Origin of the sequence: Azoarcus sp. DD4 (assembly GCF_006496635.1) — a bacterium.
Lineage (GTDB): Bacteria > Pseudomonadota > Gammaproteobacteria > Burkholderiales > Rhodocyclaceae > Azoarcus.
Window position 1 is genome coordinate 4,620,767 of sequence record NZ_CP022958.1, and the last position, 25,457, is coordinate 4,646,223.

Sequence of the window (25,457 nt, forward strand, 5' to 3'; positions counted from 1 at the left end):
ACGGCGCCCCTGCATATGCCGAACGCGATACACGACGGAGTCCGCCGGAATTGCGAAGAAGCGCACGGTTCCTTGCATTTCGCCACTCTGGCGGGCATCGCGCATTTGAAAAAATCCCATTTCCACGCTATGGTCTCCGCCTTGATTTTGACAGCCGTATTACGATCTTCCGTCGAGCTCCGCCATTGGCGCGAACACCAGGAAGCCGCAAACTGCGCCCTCCCCCGCGAGACCCATCGCGCCGTGCTGTCGCCGGTACCCAATTTGGAGAAGTCGGATGCGTAACGTCGAGCTTTTCGGCGCTGTAGGGCACAAGTTCATCCTGTTGAACGAAAGCGAACCTGGAGAGGAAGACGGCGTCCGTTCCAACCAGTATCTGATCGTCCGCGACGGCAGCGGCGTGCTGCTCGATCCAGGCGGTTTCGGCGTGATGCCGCGGGTGCTCGCCGAAATGCTGCGCTATGCCAAACCCGAACAGATCCGCGCCATCCTGCTGTCGCACCAGGATCCGGACATCGTCGGCGGACTGTCGACCTGGCTGGAGCTCACGCCCGCCGAAGTCTTCGTTTCCAGCATCTGGATGCGCTTCCTGCCGCATTACGGCCTGCGCGACATGAGCCGCTTCCGCGGCGTGCCCGACGAAGGCATGGAATGCGAGGTCGCGCCCGGTTTCCACCTGCGCATCGTGCCGGCTCACTTCCTGCATTCGGAAGGCCAGATCAACGTCTATGACCCGGTGTCGCGCATCCTCTTCACCGGCGACATCGGCGCGGCGATGCTGCCCAACGACCGCGACGACGCCTTCGTCGACGACTTCGCCACCCACCTGCCCTTCATCGAGGGCTTCCATCGTCGCTACATGGGCTCGAACCATGCCATCCGCTGCTGGCTCGACACCATCGCCGACCTCGACATCGACATGCTCGCCCCCCAGCACGGCCCGATCTACCGCGGCCGCGCGGTGCAGGATTTCCTCGCCTGGCTGAGCGACCTCAAGTGCGGCATCGACCTGCTCGAAGCCGGCGGACGCTTCCGGAAGGCGTAGACGCGCATGGCACTCACCCCCTCCGCGAACCCGCAGGGCGACTCCAGCCTCACGCCCCACCGCCTGCGCGTCATCGGCGATCTGGCCGGCCTGCTCGAAGACCAGACCCGCACCCGCTACTTCAGCGAGACCCTGGGCAAGATGACCCGCGAGATGCACGCGGACGTCATCCAACGCCTGTCGGGCGCGATCGATACCGGCAAGCACCCCGAATTCGTCGAGCTGATGACCCAGGCGCGCGACATCTGCGGGCGCCTGTCCGACAGTTTCGACCTGCTGCTGGCCGAGCGCACCCGCCAGTGGGACGCCAGCCACGGCTCGCTGTGCGGCATCATCAACGAGTTCGACGACATGTTCACGCTGCTGTCGAACACCCTGGTGGAGCGCGAACTGCTCGAACGCCAGAGCCAGGTGCTCGAACAGATCATCCTGTCGCACGAGCGCATCGGCCAGTGGAAGGCCTTCGTCCAGGCCATCCTCAACGATTTCCACGCCATCTTCCCGTTCGACCTCTTTTTCGTCGCCTTCGCCGAAGAGAACGGGCTGATGCTCAACGTCTATTACTTTGGCGAATGCGACGAAGAGTACCGCATCGCCACCCGCCAGCAGCTGGCCCGGCGCATGATCGAAAGCCTGGGCCTGCCGCCGGATTCGCCGCTCGATTACGAGGAATTCCAGGTCCAGCGCGGCAACAGCATCCACACCGTGCGGCCGGAACAGATGATCACCGTGCGGGTGCCGGAGCACTCGTCCCAGCTCGCCGGCCTGCTCGGCGTCACCTTCCTGTCGTCGCAGGAGCTCAACCCGCGCGAGGAAAGCGTGATCCGCTCCATCCTCGCGGTGATGGTGATGGTGGTCGGCTCCAGCAAGGTGCTGTCGCGCACGCTGGCCGAGCTCGAGTACTACTCGATGCACGACCCGCTCACCGGCCTCTACAACCGGCGCCATTTCAACAACATGCTGGAGTACGAGATCGGCCGTTCCGAGCGCCACCAGCACGAGTTCGCCCTGCTGCTGCTCGACCTCGACGACTTCAAGGACGTCAACGACTCCTACGGCCATCCCACCGGCGACAGCGTGCTGGTGCGCGTCGCCGAGATCCTGCGCGGCCACATCCGCAAGGGCGATCTCGCCACCCGCATCGGCGGCGACGAGTTCGCCATCATGCTGATGGAAACCGGCAACGACGGCGCGGTGGCGGTGGCGGAGAAGCTCGGTGCCGCGCTGCGCGGCACCAGCTTCGAAAGCCCCAACGGCAAGCGCTTCCACATCACCACCTCGATCGGCGTGGTGGTCTATCCGCGCGACGCCCGCACCGAGCACGACCTGCTGGCCGGGGTGGACATCGCGATGTACCGCGCCAAGGAGCTGGGCAAGGACAGCGCCTGCACGCTGGCGTCGATGCCCGGCCAGCTCAAGGCCACCCGCGTGACCCGCGACTACGCCGAGAAGCTGCGCGAGGCGCTGCGCGAGAACCGCATGGTTCCGTACTTCCAGCCCATCGTCGATTGCCACACCGGGGTGCCATTCGCCTGCGAGACGGTCGCCCGCCTGAAGGAGAAGACCGGCGAGACCATCGCCGCCGGTGCCTTCATCGACACCATCGAGAAATACGGCCTGGGCCGCGAGCTCGACCGCGTCATCATCCGCCAGACGCTGGAAGTCGCAGCCGCCCGCGCCCGCAGCGGGGCGCCGCCGCTGCGCGTGTTCATCAACCTGTCGGCGCAGGAGATCCAGGGCCGCGGCATCCTCGGCTATGCCGAAGAGCTGTGCAACGAACTGGGCATCCCGCCCAGCCAGGTGGTGTTCGAGATCCTCGAACGCGACGCCATCGGCGACATGACCAACATGCGCAAATTCCTCGCGAACCTGCGCAAGAAGGGCTTCGCCTTCGCGCTGGACGACTTCGGCAGCGGCTACAACTCCTTCCACTACCTGCGCGAGCTGCACTTCGAGTTCGTCAAGATCGACGGCGCTTTCGTGCGCAGCATCGTCGAATCGCCGATCGACCGCGCGCTGGTGCGCAACCTCACCAACCTGTGCAAGGAAATCGGCATCCTCACCGTCGCCGAGTTCGTCGAATCCGAGGAAATCCTCGAGATGCTGCGCGAGATGGGCATCGACTACGTCCAGGGCTACCACATCGGCATGCCGCTGCCGAAGATGCCCGACGTCGCCTGAGCCCGGCCCAGCGTTTTCTGCATACTCAATTGACGTAACGACAGCTTGCGCGCTGCCGTGCGCGTCGACTATCCTCGCGCTGCATTCGATCCGGGTGCCCTGGAATGCGACCGCATGACAGGGTGAAACGGGAAGTCCGGTGACGTCGGAAGTTCAGCTTCCGACCAGTCCGGCGCAGCCCCCGCTGCTGTAAGCCTGACGACTCCGCCACACGCCACTGAGCCCTGCGCTCGGGAAGGCCGGCGGACGAGGAAGAAGGCGAGCCAGAAGACCGGCCCGATCGAACGAGAGGTGTGAATCCCGGGGTGAGGGTTCGATCCGACTGGTTCAACGGCAGCCGTCCTTTTCCGCTTTCAGCACCACGCGGCCGCTCGCCCAGCCGAATCCGTATTGCATGACCGCATTCGTTTTTCATGGCCGCACAGCCATGTTCCGCGCATGCGCCTGCACGCTCCGCTTCACGCCATTGTCTGGCACTCGAGGGGAGTCATCATGCATATCGAACCCGGTCTGGTTTCCGCCGCCAAGGTCGCCGTCGCCAACGTCGCCGCCGTCGGCCTGGTCGGCGCGCACGCGCTGCAGTTCGTCCGTCAGCCGCAACTCGTCGTCCGCAGCCTGCTCGCGGCGCTGTTCTTCTCGCTCTTCATGCAGAGCTTCCACCTGCCCGCCGGGCCGTCGGAGCTGCACTTCATCGGCGCGATGCCGATCTACCTCATCCTCGGCTTCGTTCCCACCGTGGTCGGCTTCGCCGTCGGCCTGCTGGTGCAAGGCATCCTGTTCGAACCGGCCGACCTGGTGAATCTCGGCGTAAACACCCTGTCGCTGGCGGTCCCGCTGCTGGTGCTGCACCACACCGTCGGCAAGCGCCTCGACGGCCTGAATGTGCGCAACATCCTCCAGCTCGACGCCATCTACTACGCCGGCGTCGCGCTGATGGTGGGCTTCTGGCTCAGCATCGGCGAAACCGCCACGCCGTTCGCGGAATGGGCCGGCTTCGCCGCCCACTACCTGCCGGTGGTGCTGCTCGAACCGCTGGTGACGATCGCGCTGGTCGGCCTGCTGCGCCCGCACGCCGCCCACCCGGCGCTGCGCCTGTGCACCACGCTGCGCACCGCCTGAGCGCCATGCCCGGCACCATCTGGTTCGTCGGCGCCGGGCCCGGCGACCCCGACCTGATCACCGTCAAGGGGCGCCGCCTGCTCGAACAGGCCGGCGCCATCCTGTTCGCCGGCTCGCTGGTGGACCAGGCGGCGACGCAGTACGCGCCGCCCGGCTGCACCATCCGCGATTCCAAGGACATGACGCTGGAAGAGATGACGGTCTGGCTGGTCGAGGCCACCGGCCGCCATCAGACGGTGGTCCGCCTGCAGACCGGCGACCCCGGCCTGTACGGCGCGCTGGTCGAGATGACGCGCCCGCTCGACGCCGCCGGCATTGCCTGGAAGGTAGTGCCGGGCGTGTCGTCGGCGATGGCCTCGGCCGCCGCCGCCGGCGAAACCCTGACCCTGCCGGAAGTGACGCAGACGGTGATCCTCACCCGCGTCGCCGGCCGCACGCCGATGCCGCCGGGCGAGGACCTCGAAGCCCTCGCCGCCCACCGCACGACGCTCTGCCTGTTCCTGTCGATCACCCTGTTGCACGAAGTCCAGCGCGCGCTGCGCGCCGCCGGCTGGCCCGAGGACGCGCCCATCGTGGTGGTGCAGAAGGCGAGCTGGCCGGGCGAGGAAAAGGTGGTGCGCGGCACGCTCGCCGACATCAAGAAACGCTGCCAGGCGGAGAAGATCGCCAGCCAGGCCATGATCATCGCCAGCCCGGCGCTGGGCGCCCGCGACTGGCCCGGGATCGCCCGCTCCAAGCTCTACGACCCCGCCTTCACCCACCGCTTCCGCCGCGCCGCCGCGCCCGCGGACGCGGCCCCCGCCAGCGAGGCACCGCAATGAACGACACCACCCTGCTGCTGATCGGCCACGGTTCGCGCAACCGCGAAGGCAACAAGGAGATCCTGCACTTCGCCGCCCAGTGGCGCGAACGCCACCCGGCCTGGCGCATCGAGGTCTGCTTCATCGAGCACGCCGAAGTGTTGCTCGACGAAGGCCTGGACCGCGCCGCGCGTGCCGCCCGCAAGGTGGTCGCCATCCCCTTCATCCTCAACGCCGCCGGCCACGTCAAGATGGAACTGCCGGCCGCGATCGAGCGCGCCCGCGCCCGCCACCCCGGCGTGGGTTTTTCCTGCGTGCGCCACCTCGGCATGGGCCGCGAGATCTTCGCGGTGCTGCAGGGCCAGCTCGAGCGCCTGATGAAGTCGCTGGCGATGCCCGACCCGCAGACCACCGGCGTGATCCTGCTCGGCCGCGGTTCGTCGGACGCCGGCGCCAACGGCGAACTCGCCAAGATGGCGCGCTGGATCTTCGAAGAGGGCGACCACGAACTGGTCGACCTCGCCTTCACCAGCATCACCTGGCCGCGGCTGGAAACCGTCGTCCAGCGCCAGGTGAAGCTGGGCATGGCGCAGATCTGCATCGTGCCGGTGTATCTCTTCACCGGCGTGCTGATCGAGCGCATCCAGGCCCAGGTCGAGCGCCTGCAGCGCCAGTACCCGCAGATCGCCTTCGCGCTCGGCAGCCATTTCGGCTTCGACAAGGGCGTCTTCGACCTGCTCGACGCCCGCGTCGGCGGCATCGACTGCGCCGAAGGCCCGCTGCTGGAGTGCGACGGCTGCAAGTACCGGCTCGCCGCCGAGGCCGAACACCTGCACGACCACAGCCACACCCATGTGCATGACGACCATGGCGATCACGGCCATGCGCATCAGGGCCATCACGACCATGACCACGGTCACGACGGCCACCACCACCACGATCACGCCCACGCCTGAAGCATGAGCACCGCCAATACAGTCACCGAACAGCTCACCGCCGCCGGCCGCGCCATCGAGCACGACTCCTTCGCCATCATCGACGCCGAGGTCGGCGCCCACGCCTACAGCGCGGCGCAGTGGCCGATCGTGCGCCGCATGATCCACGCCAATGCCGACTTCGAGTTCAACGGCCTCACCGACTTCCACCCGGCGGCGGTCGAGGCCGGGCTCGCCGCCATCCTCGGCGGCGGCTCGCGGGTGGTGGCCGATGTCGAGATGATCTGCGTCGGCCTGTCGGCGTCGCGCCTGGCGCATTTCGGCATGCGCACCCACCAGTTCATCTCCGACGCCGACGTCATCGAGCAGGCCAAGGCGGAAGAGACCACGCGCGCGGTGCAGGCGATGCGCAAGGCGCACCGCCAGGGCCTGATCGACGGCGCCCTCGTCGGCATCGGCAATGCCCCCACGGCGCTGATCGAGCTGGTACGGCTGATCCGCGAGGACGGCGCGCGCCCGGCGCTGGTGGTCGGCATGCCGGTGGGCTTCGTCTCGGCGGCGGAATCCAAGGACCTGATGGCCGAGCTCGATGACGTGCCGTGGATCGTGATCCGCGGCCGCAAGGGCGGCTCGACGCTGGTGGTCGCGGCGATCCACGCCCTGCTGGGGCTGGCCGAGGCGCGCCAGCGCGAAGGGTGCTGAGCCGATGACCGCCGGCCACGCCGTCGCGGAGAAGATCCGCAAGGGCGACCCCAAGCGCGACCGCGGCAACCGCAGCGGCTTTTCCACCGGCGCCAACTCCGCGGCCGCCGCCGCCGCGGCCACGCTCGGCCTGGTGCGCGGCGCGGTGCCGGACACGGTGGAGTGCGTGCTGCCCAACACCCGGATCGTGCGCTTCGCCATCGCCGACGGCTGTGTGGACGGCGACCGCGCCCACGCGGTCAGCATCAAGGACGCCGGCGACGACCCCGACGCCACCCACGGCGCCCACCTCACCGCCGACGTGCGCCGCATCCCCGGCGGCGGCGGCGAGGTCATCCTCAAGGGCGGGCCGGGCGTCGGCGTGGTCACCAAACCGGGGCTGGGGCTGGAGGTCGGCGGCCCGGCGATCAATCCGGTGCCGCGCACCAACATCGCCGCCAACGTCGCCGCCGCCGGCAAACCGCTGCTCGCCGCCGGCGACAGCCTGGAAGTGACGATCTCGGTGCCGGGCGGCGAGGAGATGGCGAAGAAGACGCTCAACGCCCGCCTCGGCATCCTCGGCGGCATCTCCATCCTCGGCACCACCGGCATCGTGCGGCCCTACTCCACCGCGGCCTTCCGCGCCAGCGTCATTCAGGCCGTCGACGTCGCCGCCAACCAGGGCCACAGCAGCGTGGTATTCACCACCGGCGGGCGCACCGAGAAGTGCGCGATGCGCGAATTCCCCGCGCTGGACGAAGCCTGCTTCGTGCAAATGGGCGACTTCGTCAAGGCCGCCTTCACCACCGCGTTGAAGCAGCGCATGCGGCACATCATCGTCGGCGCCATGGTCGGCAAGCTCACCAAGATCGCCCAGGGCCTGTCGGTGACCCACGCCTGGCGCGAAGAGGTGGACCGCGAGCTGATCGCCGGCGCCGCGATCGAGATCGGCGCGCCGCCGCCGCTGGTGGAAGAGATCCGCGCCGCCGAAACCGCCCGCTTCGCCGCCGAAAAGCTCGACGAACTCGGGCTCGCGGTCGCCTTCCACCGGGCCCTGGCCAAGCGTGCCATCGCCAGCCTGCGCCAGCGCTACCCGGGCCGGCACACGCTGTCGGTGATGGCCTGCAACTTCGAGGGCAAGCCCATCGTCACCGTGCATGACGACGCACCGGCCGGCATGGACTACGCCACGCTCCCCGATACAGACCCCGATGCAGACTGAAACCCTCCACATCATCGGCATCCTCGACGACGGCTGGGCCGGCCTCGCCGACGCCGCCCGCCAACGCCTCGCCGGCTGCGGCATGGTGATCGGCGCCGCGCGTACGCTGGCGCTGGTCGCGCCCTTCCTGCCCGAATCCACCGTGCTGCGCGACATGGACGGCGCGCTGTCGAAGGTGCCCAGCTGGGTGCGCGACGCCCAGGCGGACGGCCTCGCCGTCGCGGTGCTGGCCACCGGCGATCCGCTCTGCCACGGCATCGCCGCCTTCCTGATCGGCAAGCTCGGCGCCGCGCAGGTCGCGGTGCATCCGGCGCCGTCAACCATTCAGCTGGCCTGCGCGCGGCTGAAAAAGCCCTGGCAGGACATCGCGATTGCCTCCTGCCACAGCGCCGACGCCGGCGAGTGGGCCGCCGGTGCCACGCCGGACCACGGCCTCTACAAGTTGGTGCGCGCGGTGGCGGAACATCCCCGCGTCGCCGCCTTCACCGGCCCCGACAACAGCCCCGACCGCATCGCCCGCGCGCTGCTCGCCGCCGGCTACGGCGAGGACACGCGCATCTCGGTCGCCGCCCGCCTGTGCCTGGCCGACGAGGCGGTGTTCGCCGATCTCCCGCTCGCGGACGCGGCGGCGATGCGCTTCCCCGACCCCAACATCGTCGTCATTGAACGCACGCCGGCCGAACGGCGTGCGCTGTTCGGTTTCGACGACGGCGACTACGTCCAGCGCCAGCCGGAGAAAGGCCTGATCACCAAGCTGGAAGCGCGCGCGGTGTCGCTCGCCAAGCTCGGGCTCGCCGCCGACAGCATCGTCTGGGACATCGGCGCCGGCTCCGGCTCGGTCGGGCTGGAAGCCAGCCGCATCGCCCGCCACGGCCACGTGTGGGCGATCGAGAAGAACGAGGCCGATGCCGCCAACGCGCGCGAAAACGCCCGCCGCCTGCGCGCGGACAACTACACCCTGGCGCACGCCAAGGCCCCGGCCGCACTGGATACCTGGCCCGACCCGGACGCGGTCTTCATCGGCGGCTCCGGCGGCGAGCTGGCTGAACTCATCCTCCTCGCTCTCCAGCGGCTGCGCCCCGACGGCCGGCTGGTGATGAACTTCGTCACCCTCGAAAACCTCGCCACCGCGACCACGGTACTGGCGGTGGCCGGCGCAGTTTGGGACGTCACCCAGCTATCCGCCGCGCGCAGCCAGCCCATCCTCGACATGCACCGGCTCGCCGCGCAGAACCCCGTGTGGATCGTCTGCGCGCGCAAGAGCGTCGCCCAAACGGAAGCAGACACCGATGACTGACGCCACGCTCCCGTTCACCGCCGCACGCTACGGTCGCCTGATCGGCGTCTCGCTCGGCCCCGGCGATCCGGACCTCATCACCCGCCGCGGCTGGGCGGCGCTGCAGTCGGGCGCGCGCTGGGCCTATCCGGTAAAGAAGGCGGAAAGCGGCTCCTACGCGCTCGACATCGTGCGCCGCGGCGGCCTCGCGCTGCCGGACGACGCCGAAGCGCTGGTGTTTCCGATGACGCGCGATCCGCTCGCGCTCGCCCGCGCCTGGGCGCGCGCCGCAGCCCGTACGGTGGCGCTGCTGGCCGAAGGCCGCGACCTGACCTTCCTGGTGGAGGGCGACGCCTCCACCTTTTCCACCTTCGGCCACCTCGCCCGCACCGTGCGCGAGCTGGCGCCGGCGGTGGAAGTGGACACCATCCCCGGCATCAGCTCCTTCGCCGCCGCCGCGGCCCGGGTGCAGCGCCCCCTCGCCGAAGAGGACGACACCTTCGCGGTGATCCCCGCCGCCTACGGCATCGACGTCATCGCCCGTCTGCTCGACGAGTTCGACACCCTGATCCTGCTCAAGGTGAAGCCGCTGCTCGACGAGCTGATCGACCTGCTCGCCGCGCGCGGCCTGCTTTCTGACGCCTGCTTCGTCGAGAAGGTCGGCTCGCCGCTGGAGCGGGTGGTGCACGACGTCGCCAGCCTGCGCGGCGAGAAGGTGAATTACCTGTCGCTGCTGCTGGTGCGCAATCCGGGGCGTATGCGTGGGGCGTTGCAGCGGGGGTGCCGGAAGAAGCCGACGGTTGTGGTTGCAGAGGAGGAGCCCGGCTGATTGACGGGGGCGACGTCCCCGGTTCCTCCCCCTTCAAGGGGGTGAGGGAGCAAAACAACGCATGCCCCCTCGCCATGGCTGCTTAGCGACCACGCCCTGAAACAAGGACAACAAGGAAAACCATGCCCCAACACCTGCCCTTCCCCAACGACCGCATCGCGGTGGTTTCCATCACCCGCCACGGCATCGCGCTGGCCGGCAAGGTGGTCGCCGCGCTGCCCGGTGCCACCCTGTTCGCGCCCGACAAGTTCCGCGCCGAAGCCGCTGCAGCTGCCCCAGGCGCCGCCGCCTGCTACGCCGGCAAGACCGGCGACCAGATTCCAGCGCTGTTCGCCGCCTTCGACGGCATCGTCGCCATCGTCTCGCTCGGCGCGGTGGTGCGGTTGATCGCGCCGCACCTCAAGAACAAGGACGCCGACCCCGGCGTGGTGGTGCTGGACGAAGCGGCGCGCTATGCCATCCCAGTGCTGTCCGGCCACCTCGGCGGCGCCAATGCGCTGGCCGGCGTGCTCGCCGAAACCCTGGGTGCGCAGCCGGTGCTGACCACCGCGTCGGACGCGCGCGAAACCCTGGCGGTGGATCTGCTCGGCCGCGAACTCGGCTGGACCTTCGAAGCGACACACGACGAGATCGTGCGCGCCAGCGCCGCGGTGGTGAACGACGAGCCGGTAGCGCTGGTGCAGGAAGCCGGCAACCGCGACTGGTGGCCGCGCCACGCCAACGGCCGCAGCGGCCCGCTGCCGGCCAACATCCGGCTGGAGATCGGGCGCATCGAGGACATCGACCCCGCCGCCTGGGGCGCGGTGCTGTGGGTCAGCCACCGCCCGCTGCCGGCGGCGCTGGCACCGCAGCTTGCCGGCAAGACGGTGATCTACCGGCCGCCCCAGCCCCCCTCCGCCGCGCAGTGAGCAAGGCGATGAAGCTCGCCCTCGGCCTCGGCTGCGACCGCGGCACGCCGACCGCCACCGTGCAGCAGGCGCTGGACGAAGCGCTGGCGCAGATCGGCGCCAGCGTCGCCGACATCGCCGCGGTAGCGAGCATAGAGCTCAAGGCCGATGAAGCCGGCTTCGCCGAACTCGCGCGCCGCCACGGCTGGTCCATCCATTTCTACCCGGCGGCCGAACTGGCGCGGGTCGCGGTGCCCAACCCGTCGGAGACGGTGCGCAAGTACACCGGCACCCCATCGGTGTCGGAAGCCGCCGCCCTGCTCGCCGCCGGCCAGGCTTCGAATCCCGCCGCCCTCGTCGTCGAAAAGCACAAGCTGCGCGGCGCCGACGGCAAGAACGCCACCATTTCCCTCGCGAGGATCCCGCAATGAACAAGGGCAAGATCATGCTGGTGGGCCTCGGCCCCGGCAGCCACGACCACCTCACCGCGCGCGCCCGCGCCGCCATCGCCGAAGCCGACACGGTGATCGGCTACGTCACCTACATCCGCCTGGTAGCCGACCTGCTGGAAGGCAAGGAGGTCATCAAGAAGTCGATGACCGAGGAACTCGACCGCGCCATCGAGGCGCTGGACCGCGCCCGCCAGGGCAGGAAGGTGGCGCTGGTATCGTCCGGCGACGCCGGGGTGTACGGCATGGCCGGGCCGACCTTCGAGGTGCTGTTCCAAGCCGGGTGGACACCGGATTCGGAGATCGAGGTCGAGATCGTCCCCGGCGCCTCGGCGCTCAACACCTGCGCCGCCCTGGTCGGCGCGCCGCTCACCCACGATTTCTGCGCGATCTCGCTGTCGGACCTGCTGACCCCCTGGCCAGTGATCGCCCGCCGGCTCGACGCCGCCGCGGCGTCGGACTTCGTCACCGCGCTCTACAACCCCAAGAGCGGCCGCCGCACCCGCCAGATCGTCGAGGCGCAGCGCCTCTTCCTGCGCCATCGCAACCCGGACACGCCGGTCGCCATCGTCAAGTCGGCCTACCGGCCCAAGCAGCGCATAGAATTCACCACCCTGGCGACGATGACCGAATGCGACATCGGCATGCTCACCACGGTGCTGATCGGCAACAGCAGCACCTTCGTGCGCGACGGCCTGATGGTCACGCCGCGCGGCTACGCCAACAAGTACGACGTCGCCGGCGACGGCGCCGCGCGCAGCGGCGAACAGGCCGGACGTTCGCTCTCCACCGGCCTCAATGGCTGGCTGGAAACCATCCGCGCCAGCGGCGAAACCCCGGCGCAGCTCGCCGAGCGCTACCGCCTGCCGCTGGATTACATTATCGCCGCGCTGGCCGAGGCACCCGACGCCGAGGCCGCCGACACCATAGAGGAATCCGCCGCATGAGCACGCCCCCCATCGACCCGGCAACGGTCGCTGCCGTCGAGAAGCCCAAACTCGGCCACTACCGCCGCCACCTGCTGGTGTGCACCGGCCCGCGCTGCAGCGCCGACGGCGAGGCACAGGCGCTGTTCGACAGCCTCGGCGCCACCTTCAAGGCTGCCGGGCTGGACCAAGGCGAGCTGCGCGTGAAGCGGACCCGGGTATCCTGCTTCGCCGCCTGCAAGGGCGGGCCCATCCTGTGCGTGCAGCCGGATGGCGTGTGGTACTACAACGTCACCCCGGAGAACATGCAGCGCATCGTGGATCACCATCTGGTGGGCGGCGAGGTGTTGGAGGAGCTGGTGTTTCATCGAGGGCCGGGGCTGGAAGACAGCGGCAGCTGAGCGCGCTCAAGCCGCCCGCCGAACGCCCGCCCGCGGCTGCGCGTAGCGCGCGTCCGCGCGGCGACTCAGCAAATAGGCGGCGCCGGCGGGTTCCGCGGCACCGGATGCGCCCACCATCTCCAGCCCGTAGCGCCCGCCGCCCGCCACGTCCGCCGGCACACCCATCAGCCAGTCGCCTAGCCGCACCCACCACGAGCGCGGCGCTACGACCAGACCTTGCCCCGCCTCGCCCATCGCCTGCAGCGCGACGCTAGCCGCAGCCGCCAGCACATGGCTGTCGCCTTCGGCGAGGGCCACCCGGCGCAGCGGCAAGCTGCCGTCCGCATCCCGATAGGCCAGCACCAGCCCGCCGCCAAGCGCGACGATGCGGGCGCCGGCGGGGCACTCGAACTCGGTCGCGACCGCGCGCGTCACATCGACCACAAGGGTGGCCGAAGCGGCGGTGGAACTACGGACGAAACGGCGTTCGCTTGCAGACATGGTGGGCTCCTGTCCGGGCGACGGCCCGGTGTGATCGACGTGCCGCCAGACTAGGGTTCGCCCGCCGGGCGCAACAGGCACAGCCCACTACAATGTGAAGCGCAACAGACGCGGAATCGCCCGCGCTGTTGCGGCCCGTTTCGCCCCACTCTGTATCTGTCGCCGCGCGCCCGGCGGCGCCATCATCGTGCCCATGGACCTGTCGACCCCGCTCGCGCCGCCCGCAGCCACCCAGCCACTCTACCGCCAGCTGGCGGCCGGCTATCGCGCCGCGATCGAGAATGGCACGCTGCGCCCCGGCGACCGCATGCCGTCGGTGCGGGCGCTGATGCAGCGCCACGCGGTAAGCCTGTCGACCGCGCTGCAGCTGTGCCGCCACCTGGAAGACGGCGGCTGGCTGGAAGCGCGGCCGCGCTCCGGATATTTCGTGCGGCGCAAGCTGCGCACGGTGCTGCCGGCGGCCGAGCCGGACGCGGCGGGCACGCCCGATCCGGCCGCCTTCGTCGGCATCCACGCCACGGTGTCGGCCATCGTCGCGCAGGGTCTGCGCTACCCGGATGCGCTCAATCTCGGCGGTGCCAGCGCCACCCCGGCGCTCTACCCCACCGAGGCGCTCAAGAATGCTGCGCTGCGCGCGCTGCGGCACCAGCCGGAGCTGCTCACCACGCCCGGCTCGCCCAACGGCAATCCCGACTTCCGCGCGGTGCTGGCGCGGCGCGCGCTCGATGCCGGCATCCGCGTCACCGCGGACGAGCTCATCGTCACCCACGGCGGGATCGAGGCGGTGAATCTGGCGCTGCGCGCGGTCGCCCAGCCCGGCGACACGGTGGCAGTGGAGTCGCCCACCTTCTTCGGCCTGCTGCAGGTGCTGGAAAGCCTGGGCATGCGCGCGCTGGAAATCCCCACCAGCCCGAGCAGCGGCATCTCGGTGGAAGCGCTGGAACTGGCGCTGCGCAGCTACGGCGGGATCAAGGCGGTGGTGGTGGTGCCCAACCTGCAGAACCCGCTCGGCGCCATCATGCCGGACAGCCGCAAGGCGGTGCTGGTGGCCTTGTGCGAGCAGCACGACATCGCGCTGATCGAGGACGACCCCTACCGCGACATGCACAGCCGCGCCACCCCGCCCAAGGCGCTCAAGGCCTGGGACCGCAGCGGCGGCGTGATCCACTGCGCCTCGCTCAACAAGACGCTGGCGCCCGGCATGCGGCTGGGCTGGATGGCGGCCGGGCGCTGGCAGGCGCGGGTGGCGATGCTGAAGTTCGCGCAGAGCCGCCACAACGAGGAATGGTCGCAGCTCGCCGCCGCCGAGTTCATGGCCACCAGCGCCTACGACCGCCACCTGCAGCGCCTGCGCGAACACCTGAGCGAGCAGCGCGAACGCATGGCCGACACCATCGCCGCCAGCTTTCCGGCCGGCACCCGGCTCAGCCTGCCCGACGGCGGCGTCATGCTATGGATAGAGCTGCCGGGTCAGCTGTCGTCGCGGCGGCTGTTCGACGCAGCGCTGACTGCCGGCATCCGCATCGCACCGGGAGCGATGTTCTCCAACTCGGGGCGCTTCGACCACTTCATCCGCCTGGGTTGCGGTCAGCCCTATACCCCGGAGCTGGACGCCGCACTGCGCCGGCTGGGCGGCATCGCCAGCGCCTTGCTCGCCGAAGCGCCCTGAAGCGCCCTGAAGCGCGTCCGCATGCTGCGCCGCAGATCGACACCCGGGGTCCCGTGATTTAGCGTATTGCCATATACCAATACGCGAGACCCATCATGAAACCGCTCCTGACGCTGCTGATCGGCCTGGCCTGCCTGATGTGTGCCCCGGCGCGCGCCGCCGACATGAAACCGCAGCAGCTCGGTCCGCACAGCTGGTACGTGATGGGCGCCGCCGGCATGGCCTCCTCGGCCAACGAGGGTTTCATGTCCAACGCCGGCTTCGTCGTCACCGCCGACGGCGTGATCGTGTTCGACGCGCTCGGCACACCGGCACTGGGCGAACAGCTGATCGCCGAGATCCGCAAGCTCACCGACCGCCCCATCCGCCGCGTCATCGTCAGCCACTACCACGCCGACCACTACTACGGCCTGCAGGCCTTCAAGGCGATCGGCGCCGAGGTCTGGGCACACCGGGCCGGCCGCGACGCACTCACCTCGGACGCGGCCCAGGCCCGCCTCGCCCAGCGCCGCGCCGACCTCTTCCCCTTCGTCGACGCCAACACCCGGCTGATGCCGGCCGACCTCTGGCTGGAAGGCGACACCGACTTCCGCTACGGCGGCCTCACCATCCGGCTGCGCCACCTCGGCCCCTCGCACGCGCCCGACGACCTCAGCATGGAGGTGGTGGAGGACAAGGTGATCTTCGCTGGCGACATGCTGTTCCGTGGCCGCGTGCCCTTCGTCGGCGACGCCGACACCGCGCACTGGCTGCAGGCGCTGGAGCGGCTGATCGAAGCCCGGGCGAAGGTCGTCGTCCCCGGCCATGGCCCGGCCTCGACCGACCCGCAGGCCGACCTGGTGCTGACGCGCGACTACCTGCGCTATCTGCGCGACACCATGGGCCGCGCGGTGAGCGAGCTGAAATCCTTCGACGAGGCCTATGCGGAAACCGACTGGCGGCGCTGGGAAGCCCTGCCCGCCTTCCGCGAAGCCAACCGCGCCAACGCCTATAACGTGTTCCTGCAGATGGAGAAAGGGTCCCTGAAGTAACGGCCCACCGACATCAACATCTAGTTACGCTGCCGGCAAAATCAACTAGATGTCGTACCCATGACCGAATTTCCGGCTTGACACCCACACCGCCAGCCCGTAAGGTTCGGCCCGTCACGGCTGCCCGGCAACACCGGGCAAGGGAATCCGGTGACGCATCCTGCGATGCGGAATCCGGGGCTGCCCCCGCAACTGTAAGCGACGAGTCTCGCGCCCAAGCATGCCACTGGAACGATTCCGGGAAGGCGGGCGCAAGGCGATGAACCGCGAGCCAGGAGACCTGCCCTGACGTTTTTCCTTTACCGATTGGAGCGGGGTGTCTCCGACGAAAGGCATGGCCCCGCTCCCGTCGCCGACTCGGCGATCCCTGCTGCGGGTCCGGGCACCGGCCTCGCCTGGCCGCCCCGCGTCCTTTCCGGCGTCTTCCCCGCTTCGTTTGCAACGACGACCGAGGACAGACCCCATGGACCGACTTCCCATCGACCCCACCCTAGCCGCCTTCCAGGCCATCCGCCGCAACGGCGCGGTGGTCGGCTTCGACCCGAGCAAGATCGCGGTGGCGATGACCAAGGCCTTCCTCGCGGTGGAGGGCCGCCAGGGCGCTGCCTCCGCCCGCATCCGCGACCTCGTCGCCAAACTCACCGACACCGTGGTGCAGGCGCTCACCCGCCGCCTGCCCGACGGCGGCATGCTGCACATCGAAGACATCCAGGACCAGGTCGAACTCGCGCTGATGCGTTCCGGCGAACACGACGTCGCCCGCGCCTACGTGCTCTACCGCGAACGCCGCGCCGCCGAGCGCGCAGCGGAAAAGGCGGCGCATGCCGGCGACGCCGCCGCTGAAACCGCCATCCATGTGATCGACGGCGACCGCCGCCGTCCGCTCGACGTGGCCGCGCTGCAGGCGGTGTGCCGCGAAGCCTGCGCCGGGCTGGCCGATGTGTCCGCCGAGACGGTGCTGGAACACGCCATGCACAACCTCTACGACGGCGTGCCCATCGCCGCGGTGCGCCAGTCGCTGGTGCTGGCCGCGCGCACGCTGATCGAGCGCGAACCCGACTACGGCTACGTTGCCGCCCGCCTGCTGCTCGCCGCCATCCGGGTGGAAGTGCTGGGCCGCGAAACCTCGCAGGCCGAGATGGCCGACCCCGCGCTCGGCTACGCCGACTACTTCCCCAAGGCCATCCGCCGCGGCATCCAGGCCGGCCTGCTCGACCCGCGCCTGGCCGAGTTCGACCTCGCCCGGCTGGCCGCCGCACTCCGGCCGGAGCGCGACCAGCAGTTCGAATACCTCGGCCTGCAGACCCTTTACGACCGCTACTTCCTGCATGTGGACGAAGTCCGCATCGAACTGCCGCAGACCTTCTTCATGCGCGTGGCGATGGGCCTGGCGATCAACGAGATTGACCGCGAAGCGCGCGCCATCGAGTTCTACCACCTGCTATCGTCCTTCGACTTCATGAGCAGCACGCCGACCCTGTTCAACAGCGGCACCCGGCACTCGCAGCTGTCGTCCTGCTACCTCACCACGGTCGCCGACGACCTCGAAGGCATCTACCAGTCCATCAAGGAAAACGCCCTGCTGCAGAAATTCGCCGGCGGCCTGGGCAACGACTGGACCCCGGTGCGCGCGCTCGGCAGCCTGATCCGCGGCACCAACGGCAAGAGCCAGGGCGTGATCCCCTTCCTCAAGGTGGTGAACGACACCGCGGTGGCGGTGAACCAGGGCGGCAAGCGCAAGGGCGCGGTCTGCGCCTACCTGGAGAGCTGGCACCTGGACATCGAGGAATTCCTCGAACTGCGCAAGAACACCGGCGACGAGCGCCGCCGCACCCACGACATGAACACCGCCAACTGGATTCCCGACCTGTTCATGAAGCGGGTCATGGAGAACGCCGAGTGGACGCTGTTCTCGCCGGTGGACGTACCCGACCTGCACGAGCGCTACGGTCAGGACTTCGAAGCCGCCTATGCCGCCTACGAGGACAAGGCCAGCCGCGGCGAGATCAAGCTCTTCAAGCGCATTCCGGCGGTGCAGCTGTGGCGCAAGATGCTGACCATGCTGTTCGAAACCGGCCACCCCTGGATCACCTTCAAGGACGCCTGCAACCTGCGCTCGCCGCAGCAGCACATGGGCGTGGTGCATAGCTCCAACCTGTGCACCGAAATTACGCTGAACACCTCGGAAGACGAAACCGCGGTGTGCAATCTCGGTTCGGTGAACCTCCCTGCCCATCTGCTGCGCGACGCCGACGGCAGTTGGCGCCTGGACGCCGACAAGCTGCGCCGCACCGTGCGCACCGCCATGCGCATGCTCGACAACGTCATCGACATCAACTACTACGCCACGCCCAAGGCGCGCGCCGCCAACGTCCGCCATCGTCCGGTGGGGCTGGGCATCATGGGCTTCTCCGACTCGCTGCATGTGATGGGCCTGGCCTATGCGTCGGATGCCGCGGTGGAGTTCGCCGACCGTTCGATGGAAGCGGTGTGCTACCACGCCTACTGGGCCTCCACCGAGCTGGCCGAAGAGCGCGGCCGCTATTCGTCCTTCAAGGGCAGCCTGTGGGATCAGGGCATCCTGCCGCTCGACAGCCTCAAGCTGCTGGCCGACGGCCGCGGCCGCCTGAGCGAGGGCGGCGGCTCGCTGGTCGAAGTCGACCGCTCCGCGACGCTGGACTGGGAGGCCCTGCGCGCCCGCATCGGCCGGTACGGCATGCGCAACTCCAACTGCGTCGCCATCGCCCCCACCGCCACCATCTCCAACATCGTCGGCGTGTCCGCCTCGATCGAGCCGGACTACCAGAACCTCTATGTGAAATCCAACCTCTCCGGCGAATTCACCGTGGTCAACGCCCACCTGGTGCGCGACCTCAAGACCCTGGGCCTGTGGGACGAGGTGATGGTCGGCGACCTCAAGTACTTCGACGGCTCGCTCGGCCCCATCGACCGCATCCCGGCCGACATCAAGGCCCGCTACGCCACCGCCTTCGAAATCGAACCCAGCTGGCTGATCGAAGCCGCCTCGCGCCGCCAGAAGTGGATAGACCAGGCCCAGTCGCTCAACCTCTACGTCGCCGGCGCCTCCGGCAAGAAGCTGGACGAACTCTACCGCCTGGCCTGGCTGCGCGGCCTCAAGACCACCTACTACCTGCGCACCCTAGGCGCCACCGCGATGGAAAAGACCGGTGCCGGCAGCAGCAGCGAAAGCGCCCAGCCGGGCAAGGCCAGCGGCGCCGCCTCTCCCGCCACCTACGGCAGCATCGCCCCCAAGGCCTGCTCCATCCTCGATCCCGACTGCGAGGCCTGCCAATAATGAGCGCCTTCAACTTCAACGACTGGGACAGCCCTGCGCCCCGCGCCACCCCGCAGCCCGCGCCCGCCTTTGCCGGCGGCCGTCCCGGCCTGGACGCCGACGCCGCCCGCAACCCAGCCCTCATCGCCCCCGGCGCGCGGCCGGGCGCGCTCGCCCCGGTGCGCGCCGCCGACAAGCGCGTGGTCAACGGCCAGGGTGACATCAACCAACTCGCCCCGTTCAAATACCCCTGGGCGTGGGAATTCTTCCTCAACGCCAACCGCAACCACTGGACGCCGCTGGAAATCTCCATGGCCCAGGACGTGCACGACTATCACCACAAGCTCACCCCGGCCGAGCGCCACGTGTTCGAGAACGTGCTGTCCTACCTCACCACCTCCGACATCCTCGCCATGCGCAACATCGGCCTGGCGGTGATGGAGAAGATGACCGCGCCCGAACTGCAGATCTACCAGGCCCGCCAAGTGTATGAAGAAGCGCTGCATACCTGGACCTACCAGCACTGCATCGAGACCATCGGCCTCGATCAGCAGGAGATCTACAACCGCTACCGCGTCGTCCCCGAGATCCACGGCAAGATCGCGCTCGCCAACAGCCGGCTGGAACGGGTGATGCGGTCGGACTTCGACCTCACCGACCGCGACAACCTGCACGAATTCGCCCTCTCCTACCTCTTCTTCGCCGGCATCTTCGAAGGCTGCTGGTTCTACAACGGCTTCACCCCCATCTTCGCGCTGCAACGCCGCGGCCTGATGAAGGGCACCGCCGAGCAACTGCAATACATCATGCGCGACGAAGTGCTGCACTGCGCCTTCGGCATCCGCGTGGTGCGCACCCTGATCGCCGAGGAAGAACTGGAGCTGGGCCCGCAAGCCATCGGGCGGCTGTGGGAAGAGGCCGAAAGCGCCGAGGCCGCCTACGCCGGCTACCTGCTGCGCGAACCCATCCTCGGCTACTCCGCCAGCCAGCACATGGCCCAGTTCCGCTTCATCGCCAACCGGCGGGCACGGCAACTGGGGCTGGCGGAACCGTATCCGGGCGCGGAAAACGTGCTGCCCTGGCTGGACGAGCAGGCCAACATGCGCAAGGAGAAGAATTTCTTCGAGACGCGGGTGACGGAGTATCAGACGGGCGGGGCATTGAGCTGGGATTGAGGTGAAGGGCGGCCGCTTGACTGTCGGATGGCGGACGTTCCCAAGGCGGCAGGGCCCCCTTCAACCACCATGTCTGCCGACAATTCTCCAGAATACACTCCCCAGTGTGCCCAAGGTCACCGGCAACTCCGTCCTCCAGAGTCGGAGTGCCCTTGTCCGCCAATTCGATGAAGGCGGCCGGATTCGCCCGGATCATGATTGCTTTGCTGATTTCGGGAGAATTGAATCCGGCCCTGCAACCCGTCCGAGAGACACTACGGCCACATCCCCTTATCTTCCACCGCCGCGCCCACCGCCCATGCCACCGCCAGGGCCCATACCACCACCGGGCCCCATGCCACCGCCCCGCATCGGGGGATCGTCGGGAAGGGTCACTCCGCGCTCCCGGGCACGTGCTTTCATTTGCTCATGGTGCTGCGTGCGAATCCGCTCCCGCTCTTCCAGCGAGTTTGCGGAACGCATGCGCTCCCGATACTCAAGACGCTCCTGCTGCGTCATCATCTGCGAGCCATAGATGGGCGCGTCGTCGGCGATCGGCGGCAGGTTGCCACCCTGGGCCCAGACAGCACCAACCAGCATTGCGGCCATCAGCCCCGGCAACATCTTCATCGGTTTCATATCGATCTCCAGCAATGGTAGTAGGCAGAACACCTCATCAGTAGCCGCCCGCGCTCTGCCGTCCGCGGGCGGAACAGAGTTCAACGTGCGCCAACCTCGCCAGCGTCGTGGTGCGCCGGCGAGTCGTCATCGTCATGCCGACCTCCCCTGGCTCCATCGGCACGAAACACCTTGTGCTCCAGCGCCGAGCTACCGCCAGGACCGTCCGCGTTACCATGGCTCCCATCTTTATGCACTTCGCGGCTATGAGCGCTGCCACGATCGCCGCCACCTCGGTTTGCCACCCTGCCCTTTCCGGATTCATGCCCGCCGTCGTGGCTACTGCCGTGATCGTTGGCGACTCCCGCCGACGCCCACAAGACGACCGCCAACGCAAACAGAAATACGCCGCTCGCTTTCATCGGTTGACGACTCACAGCGTCCTCCTTCGGCTAGCCGAGTCCGGCGACGTCCAGCCACGCGGCTGGGCATCGCCCGTGACTCAACGCACTTCGTTGTCGTGAACGAACTCAAGCACCTGCAAGTAGTCGTTCGCGGCGGTGGCAAAGTCGTCCGCACCACCATCGGTGGTCGGATCCGTCCAGCTCGTGCTGTTGAAAAGCGTCTGGTACACGTTCACCAAAGTCGGCAGGTATGAGCCATCCGGCTGCAACACAAGCACGGTGACATTGACGTCCGCCCAAGTGGCCACACGGTCGTAGTCGTAGGTCGAGAAGTCGTAGTAGCTGCCCGTCGTGTTGATGCCCAGAATGGAGTTCATATAGACGACGGTATCCACGCTGATCGCGCCCGTCTTGTCAGCCGCGGCAGCCAGCAAGGCCGCCGGATCGAAACCGGCCGGCAGCGTCACGCCCGGCAAGGTGCCGGTCTGCATATAAACTTCATACAGCGCGAGATTTTCGAGCGGAGAATCGATTGGTACGCCATCGACGACCAGACGGCCCGATGCGTCGAGCGTAACGGTTCCCGAAGTCAGCTTGCTCAACGCCTCACTCAGTGCATGGTCGAGTACCTTCGAGGGAGAACGTCCGACGCTCAAGCGACCAAGGTCGACCTCGCCTGGATACACGTCGTACGTGGTCGTGCCTATCGTAATCGTTGTAGCGAGATCACCCTCGGCCGTATAGGGAATGGCCACCGGATTCCCACTTCCATCGAGAAGCGGCACGAGGGTGCCGTCTGCGGCATAGACGAATGCAACGACTTGCTCCAATCCATCGACCAGGATGGGAACACCGTTGGCATCCCTCAGCAGAATGTACATGTCACCGTACAGATCCCCCTTCTTGGTGCCTGCGCCGAACGGCTTGCCCCCACCACCCGACTTGCCGCCCTTGACGCCGGCCCAGGGGGGGCGATCACTATCCTCGTCGACCGAGGTACGGAACACCTTCTTGTCGATCGAGCTACCCTTGCCTCCCATATGCCCTCCGCCGGCTTGATCGGCCCGACCGCCCTGTCCGCGCTGCCCGCCCGCGCTGCCCGCCCCGCTCCCCTGCTCGGCTGCGTGCGCATGGCGTATGAACCCGAAGGTCGAGTCCGAACCGGACCCCGGCATCGACGACGCAGCCAGGGCCGCGACCGCTGCTACGCACAGGACAACGGACCGCTTCATTCCGTTTTGACGCTTGATCATGATCATCTCCCCACGCAAAGACGGCGACACTGCCAATCAACGGTCAGAGGACTCGAACGATATCCACTCAGTCCCCATCCGCTTTCAAGGTCTCCAATCGAAAATCGAACACAACAATCAAGATCCGGTTTCAACGCGGTGACTGCGCAAATCAAAATCGAACACCGAAGCCAAGCCTGAACAGATGATCGCTATTGGCAAACGACATCTGATCGGGACTTTGATGCAGCGTGGTAAAGCGATAGCTGCGGTAATGAGTAATCACATAGTCGAGCCTGATGAAAGTCGCACTGCCGAGCGGCACTTCCGCACCAAGGCCGTATCGCAGACCACGCACGGTATCGCTTCGATCGATGTCATTGTCCTGATTACCACCCTTCACCCACCGCGTATCGAAGCGCCCGCGGACTTCACCAACCCGGCCGTAAATCAGGGTGCCGTTCTGCAGGCTGTATCCGACGCGCAGCGCCACACCGTAATCGCCTTTCATCTCGACGGCGAAGTCGCGCCCGCCGCTCCCGCGGGTATCGCGTTCGTGGGTCCAGTCGACACGCGTCTCGTCGATCTCGAATTCGACGCCCGCGTACCACCGGCCAAAACTCTTGCCGACCCCTGCAAACACGCCGAGCAATTGCCCTTGGCCGCCGAAGTCACCCGTGAAGCGTTGTGACAACGGCAGCGCCCCACCATCGCTGTGCCAGCCGCTCAGATGCGAATCGAGTCCGCCGTGCCCGACATGCGCGCCGACGTAAAAGCCACCGGCAGCCGGGCTGCTCGCAACCATGCCCGCGCGGGCATCGAAGCGCCAGCCGAGACCTACGCTGAACCAGGTCTCCTGATTGTCGAAGCTGTCTGCTCCGGGCGTTCCCTCATCCAGGTACTCGACCACGTACGAGCGAAAGCGGGTACGCGCGTACTCCATACGCAGGAACAGACTTTCATCGACCGGGACGTCGGCTCCGACGCCCACGCGCGCGCCCCACCGCGCCGTCGTGTCGTCATGGGCACCATCCGCCGATGCGTTGATCCGGAAGTAGTCATCGAAGCGCGCGCGAACAGCGCCCGCCCGAGCGAAGATCAAGGCTCCGTTGCCAACCACCCGCCCCACACGCATGCTCAGGCTGAACTGCGCGTCCTTGCTGCCGCTGACGGTGCGGCTGTCGGCCTTGTCCTTGCTCATTTCCCAGCCGAGGTCGTTACCTTCCAAACCGAGTTCGCCGCCGAGATACCAGCGATCGCGCTCAAGGCCGTAACCGAGTGCAACCCCGGGGCCTGCACCGGAATCGGCGAACGAACTGAGATCGCTGCCACCGCCTCTGCGTGCACCGGATGTCCGGGTGATCAGGGCGCCATGCCCCAGACCGATAAGCGCATAGGCACCCGGGAATACGGCCCCCGAGGGCCCCTGTACCAACCAACCGGTGTCGGCGACGTCGGCCGGCGGGCCTTCGCCCCACCGCATCCCGGGCGTATAGCCGAAGCTGAACATCAACTGACTGCGCCGATACTGAGCATCGATGTCCGTCGAGTTTCGATCGATCAGGCGCAGGTCGGCGGCGATGAATACATCTCGCTCCAGGTAGTAGCGAACTCCCGCGCCGGCGTCGATCACCCTGTCACGTCGATCGAAGCCCTGGTACTCGCTTCGAGTAGTCGATACACGCCCGAAAACGGTCATACGGTGGTCGATCCTGCGCTCAACCTCGAGCGCGTAGCGGGTATCGACCGAAGCAGCCGCAAAGACTCCGTTGCGATTGACAGTGGTCTCTTCGACGACCCGGTCTATTGACCCGGAAATCTTGACGAGCGCGCTCGACCACCAGGTGAATGACGCGCCGAAGTAGGGCTTGTCGATGTCCTCGAAATCATCGTGGTGAAAATCCTGCCGCAACCGGCCAGCGAAGACCTCACCAACCGTACGCGCACGCGGAAGGGTGAAGCGCACCCCCGCTGCGGCCCGATGGCCAGAGGAGTCCCGATTGAACAGTTGCCCCGTGATCGGCTTGTCATACCGGCGCCGATCCGTGGCGTACTGCATGAACACCTCGTACTCGGGGGACAGCGCGTAACCGATCCGCGCCCCAACGGCGCTCAAGGCATGCGCGCGGTAATCGTTGTCGATGGTTTGCCCGGCCGAAGATTCGCCATCTTCGTAGTTGAAGCGGTCGAGGGTCGCACCGAGGCGCAGGCGGAAATCCCCGATGGCTGAAGACAATCCCGCATGTGCCTCCTGTCGCTCGTAGCGTACCGGGCGAGTCTGTTCAGCGGGACTCGGTGCGCTGGCCGAGAGCCGGTCCTCATGATCGCGTGCCGTTCTCAGCCCGGCGAAAAGCCGGGTATCACCGTCGAAATCAAGACTTCCCTCCACGCCAAACCAGTAGTCATTTACGTCCTCGCTCGAATGGCGCTGATAACGGTCTATGTCGGCGCCGACGTCGAACTTCAAGGCGTGTTGGCGCCAGTCCGACTGCACTGCGAGCGACGGCGACAGCGTGACGACGGTGTCCCTGGATTCGTCGCTGCGCCGAGCATAGATGTTGTCATCGTCAGTCACCGACAGAATCAGGCTTGGCAGGAGCCTGAAAGCCCCCCACCGCAACCCGTCCTGTGCGCCGCGCTCGGCGACCGCCGACGTTGCTTCGGTGGTCGCGTCCTGGGCAAGGCACGAGGCCATCGGGTCGATGACGACAGCGCCAAACACGATGACGGAGCATAGCCAATGCCTCATTTCGGCCCCTGCGATGACGGCTACAGGAATCCTCCCCTCCGAGCACGGCAGCAACTCCGGGGAAGGCGGGATCA

At 67.7% G+C, this 25,457-nt stretch carries 21 protein-coding genes and 2 riboswitches; of the genes, 17 read left to right on the forward strand and 4 right to left on the reverse strand.

Annotation, left to right across the window (positions count from 1 at the left end; translation table 11 throughout):
- Positions 1–277: 277 nt before the first annotated feature.
- The 13 genes from CJ010_RS21420 to CJ010_RS21475 all read left to right on the forward strand — a co-directional run bounded on the left by CJ010_RS21420 (position 278) and on the right by CJ010_RS21475 (position 12,751).
- A complete protein-coding gene (locus CJ010_RS21420) occupies positions 278–1,045 on the forward strand; it encodes an MBL fold metallo-hydrolase (protein WP_141019929.1) in 768 nt (255 codons plus the stop codon).
- A 6-nt stretch (positions 1,046–1,051) separates the two neighbouring features.
- On the forward strand, positions 1,052–3,226 hold the full coding sequence (locus CJ010_RS21425; RefSeq protein ID WP_141019930.1) for a bifunctional diguanylate cyclase/phosphodiesterase: 2,175 nt from the start codon (positions 1,052–1,054) through the stop codon (positions 3,224–3,226).
- A gap of 75 nt (positions 3,227–3,301) precedes the next feature.
- Positions 3,302–3,521: riboswitch (cobalamin riboswitch) on the forward strand.
- A 197-nt stretch (positions 3,522–3,718) separates the two neighbouring features.
- Positions 3,719–4,345 carry an energy-coupling factor ABC transporter permease gene (locus CJ010_RS21430; protein WP_141019931.1) on the forward strand — a complete coding sequence of 209 codons (627 nt, stop codon included), beginning with the start codon at positions 3,719–3,721 and terminating at the stop codon, positions 4,343–4,345.
- A 5-nt stretch (positions 4,346–4,350) separates the two neighbouring features.
- Positions 4,351–5,166 carry a precorrin-4 C(11)-methyltransferase gene (gene cobM / locus CJ010_RS21435; RefSeq protein ID WP_205754836.1) on the forward strand — a complete coding sequence of 272 codons (816 nt, stop codon included), beginning with the start codon at positions 4,351–4,353 and terminating at the stop codon, positions 5,164–5,166.
- Positions 5,163–6,101 carry a sirohydrochlorin chelatase gene (locus CJ010_RS21440; RefSeq protein WP_141019932.1) on the forward strand — a complete coding sequence of 313 codons (939 nt, stop codon included), beginning with the start codon at positions 5,163–5,165 and terminating at the stop codon, positions 6,099–6,101. The genes cobM and CJ010_RS21440 overlap by 4 nt, the downstream gene beginning before the upstream one ends.
- A 3-nt stretch (positions 6,102–6,104) precedes the next feature.
- Positions 6,105–6,782, forward strand: a complete 678-nt coding sequence (locus CJ010_RS21445) for a precorrin-8X methylmutase (protein WP_141019933.1) — start codon at positions 6,105–6,107, stop codon at positions 6,780–6,782.
- A gap of 4 nt (positions 6,783–6,786) precedes the next feature.
- Positions 6,787–7,983, forward strand: a complete 1,197-nt coding sequence (locus tag CJ010_RS21450; RefSeq protein ID WP_141019934.1) for a cobalt-precorrin-5B (C(1))-methyltransferase — start codon at positions 6,787–6,789, stop codon at positions 7,981–7,983.
- Positions 7,973–9,280 (forward strand): precorrin-6y C5,15-methyltransferase (decarboxylating) subunit CbiE, encoded by a 1,308-nt coding sequence (cbiE, locus tag CJ010_RS21455; RefSeq protein ID WP_141019935.1) that lies wholly within the window; start codon positions 7,973–7,975, stop codon positions 9,278–9,280. Before CJ010_RS21450 ends, cbiE begins: the two co-directional genes overlap by 11 nt.
- Positions 9,273–10,088, forward strand: coding sequence for a precorrin-2 C(20)-methyltransferase (cobI, locus tag CJ010_RS21460; RefSeq protein ID WP_141019936.1), 816 nt, complete (start codon positions 9,273–9,275; stop codon positions 10,086–10,088). Before cbiE ends, cobI begins: the two co-directional genes overlap by 8 nt.
- Before the next feature lie 122 nt (positions 10,089–10,210).
- The gene (locus tag CJ010_RS21465) at positions 10,211–10,996 is read left to right on the forward strand and encodes a cobalamin biosynthesis central domain-containing protein (protein WP_168224995.1); all 786 of its coding nucleotides are present in this window, start codon (positions 10,211–10,213) and stop codon (positions 10,994–10,996) included.
- An 8-nt stretch (positions 10,997–11,004) separates the two neighbouring features.
- Complete coding sequence (locus CJ010_RS25220; protein ID WP_168224996.1) at positions 11,005–11,406, forward strand: cobalamin biosynthesis protein; 402 nt, start codon at positions 11,005–11,007, stop codon at positions 11,404–11,406.
- On the forward strand, positions 11,403–12,371 hold the full coding sequence (cobJ, locus tag CJ010_RS21470; RefSeq protein WP_141019937.1) for a precorrin-3B C(17)-methyltransferase: 969 nt from the start codon (positions 11,403–11,405) through the stop codon (positions 12,369–12,371). Before CJ010_RS25220 ends, cobJ begins: the two co-directional genes overlap by 4 nt.
- Positions 12,368–12,751 (forward strand): ferredoxin, encoded by a 384-nt coding sequence (locus CJ010_RS21475; RefSeq protein ID WP_141019938.1) that lies wholly within the window; start codon positions 12,368–12,370, stop codon positions 12,749–12,751. Before cobJ ends, CJ010_RS21475 begins: the two co-directional genes overlap by 4 nt.
- Positions 12,752–12,757: 6 nt before the next feature.
- Here the strand turns inward: CJ010_RS21475 and CJ010_RS21480 are convergent, their stop codons facing one another.
- Positions 12,758–13,231, reverse strand: a complete 474-nt coding sequence (locus CJ010_RS21480; protein WP_141019939.1) for a hypothetical protein — start codon at positions 13,229–13,231, stop codon at positions 12,758–12,760.
- A gap of 193 nt (positions 13,232–13,424) precedes the next feature.
- On the opposite strand from CJ010_RS21480, the gene CJ010_RS21485 reads away from it, so the two are divergent.
- The 4 genes from CJ010_RS21485 (at position 13,425) to CJ010_RS21500 (ending at position 20,401) form a co-directional block, all read left to right on the forward strand.
- Positions 13,425–14,900, forward strand: coding sequence for a PLP-dependent aminotransferase family protein (locus CJ010_RS21485; protein ID WP_240794435.1), 1,476 nt, complete (start codon positions 13,425–13,427; stop codon positions 14,898–14,900).
- A gap of 95 nt (positions 14,901–14,995) precedes the next feature.
- Positions 14,996–15,931 (forward strand): MBL fold metallo-hydrolase, encoded by a 936-nt coding sequence (locus CJ010_RS21490; protein ID WP_141019940.1) that lies wholly within the window; start codon positions 14,996–14,998, stop codon positions 15,929–15,931.
- Positions 15,932–16,031: 100 nt separating this feature from the next.
- Positions 16,032–16,234: riboswitch (cobalamin riboswitch) on the forward strand.
- Between the two features lie 160 nt (positions 16,235–16,394).
- The gene (locus CJ010_RS21495) at positions 16,395–19,247 is read left to right on the forward strand and encodes a ribonucleoside-diphosphate reductase subunit alpha (protein WP_141019941.1); all 2,853 of its coding nucleotides are present in this window, start codon (positions 16,395–16,397) and stop codon (positions 19,245–19,247) included.
- Positions 19,247–20,401 carry a ribonucleotide-diphosphate reductase subunit beta gene (locus tag CJ010_RS21500; RefSeq protein ID WP_141019942.1) on the forward strand — a complete coding sequence of 385 codons (1,155 nt, stop codon included), beginning with the start codon at positions 19,247–19,249 and terminating at the stop codon, positions 20,399–20,401. Before CJ010_RS21495 ends, CJ010_RS21500 begins: the two co-directional genes overlap by 1 nt.
- 270 nt (positions 20,402–20,671) lie before the next feature.
- On the opposite strand, the gene CJ010_RS21505 is transcribed toward CJ010_RS21500, so the two are convergent.
- From CJ010_RS21505 to CJ010_RS21515, 3 genes are all read right to left on the reverse strand, one after another.
- A complete protein-coding gene (locus tag CJ010_RS21505; protein WP_141019943.1) occupies positions 20,672–21,019 on the reverse strand; it encodes a hypothetical protein in 348 nt (115 codons plus the stop codon).
- A gap of 481 nt (positions 21,020–21,500) precedes the next feature.
- On the reverse strand, positions 21,501–22,655 hold the full coding sequence (locus tag CJ010_RS21510) for a hypothetical protein (RefSeq protein WP_141019944.1): 1,155 nt from the start codon (positions 22,653–22,655) through the stop codon (positions 21,501–21,503).
- A gap of 151 nt (positions 22,656–22,806) precedes the next feature.
- Entirely contained in the window at positions 22,807–25,383 is a 2,577-nt protein-coding gene (locus CJ010_RS21515; RefSeq protein ID WP_141019945.1) for an outer membrane beta-barrel protein, read from the reverse strand.
- Positions 25,384–25,457: the final 74 nt, after the last annotated feature.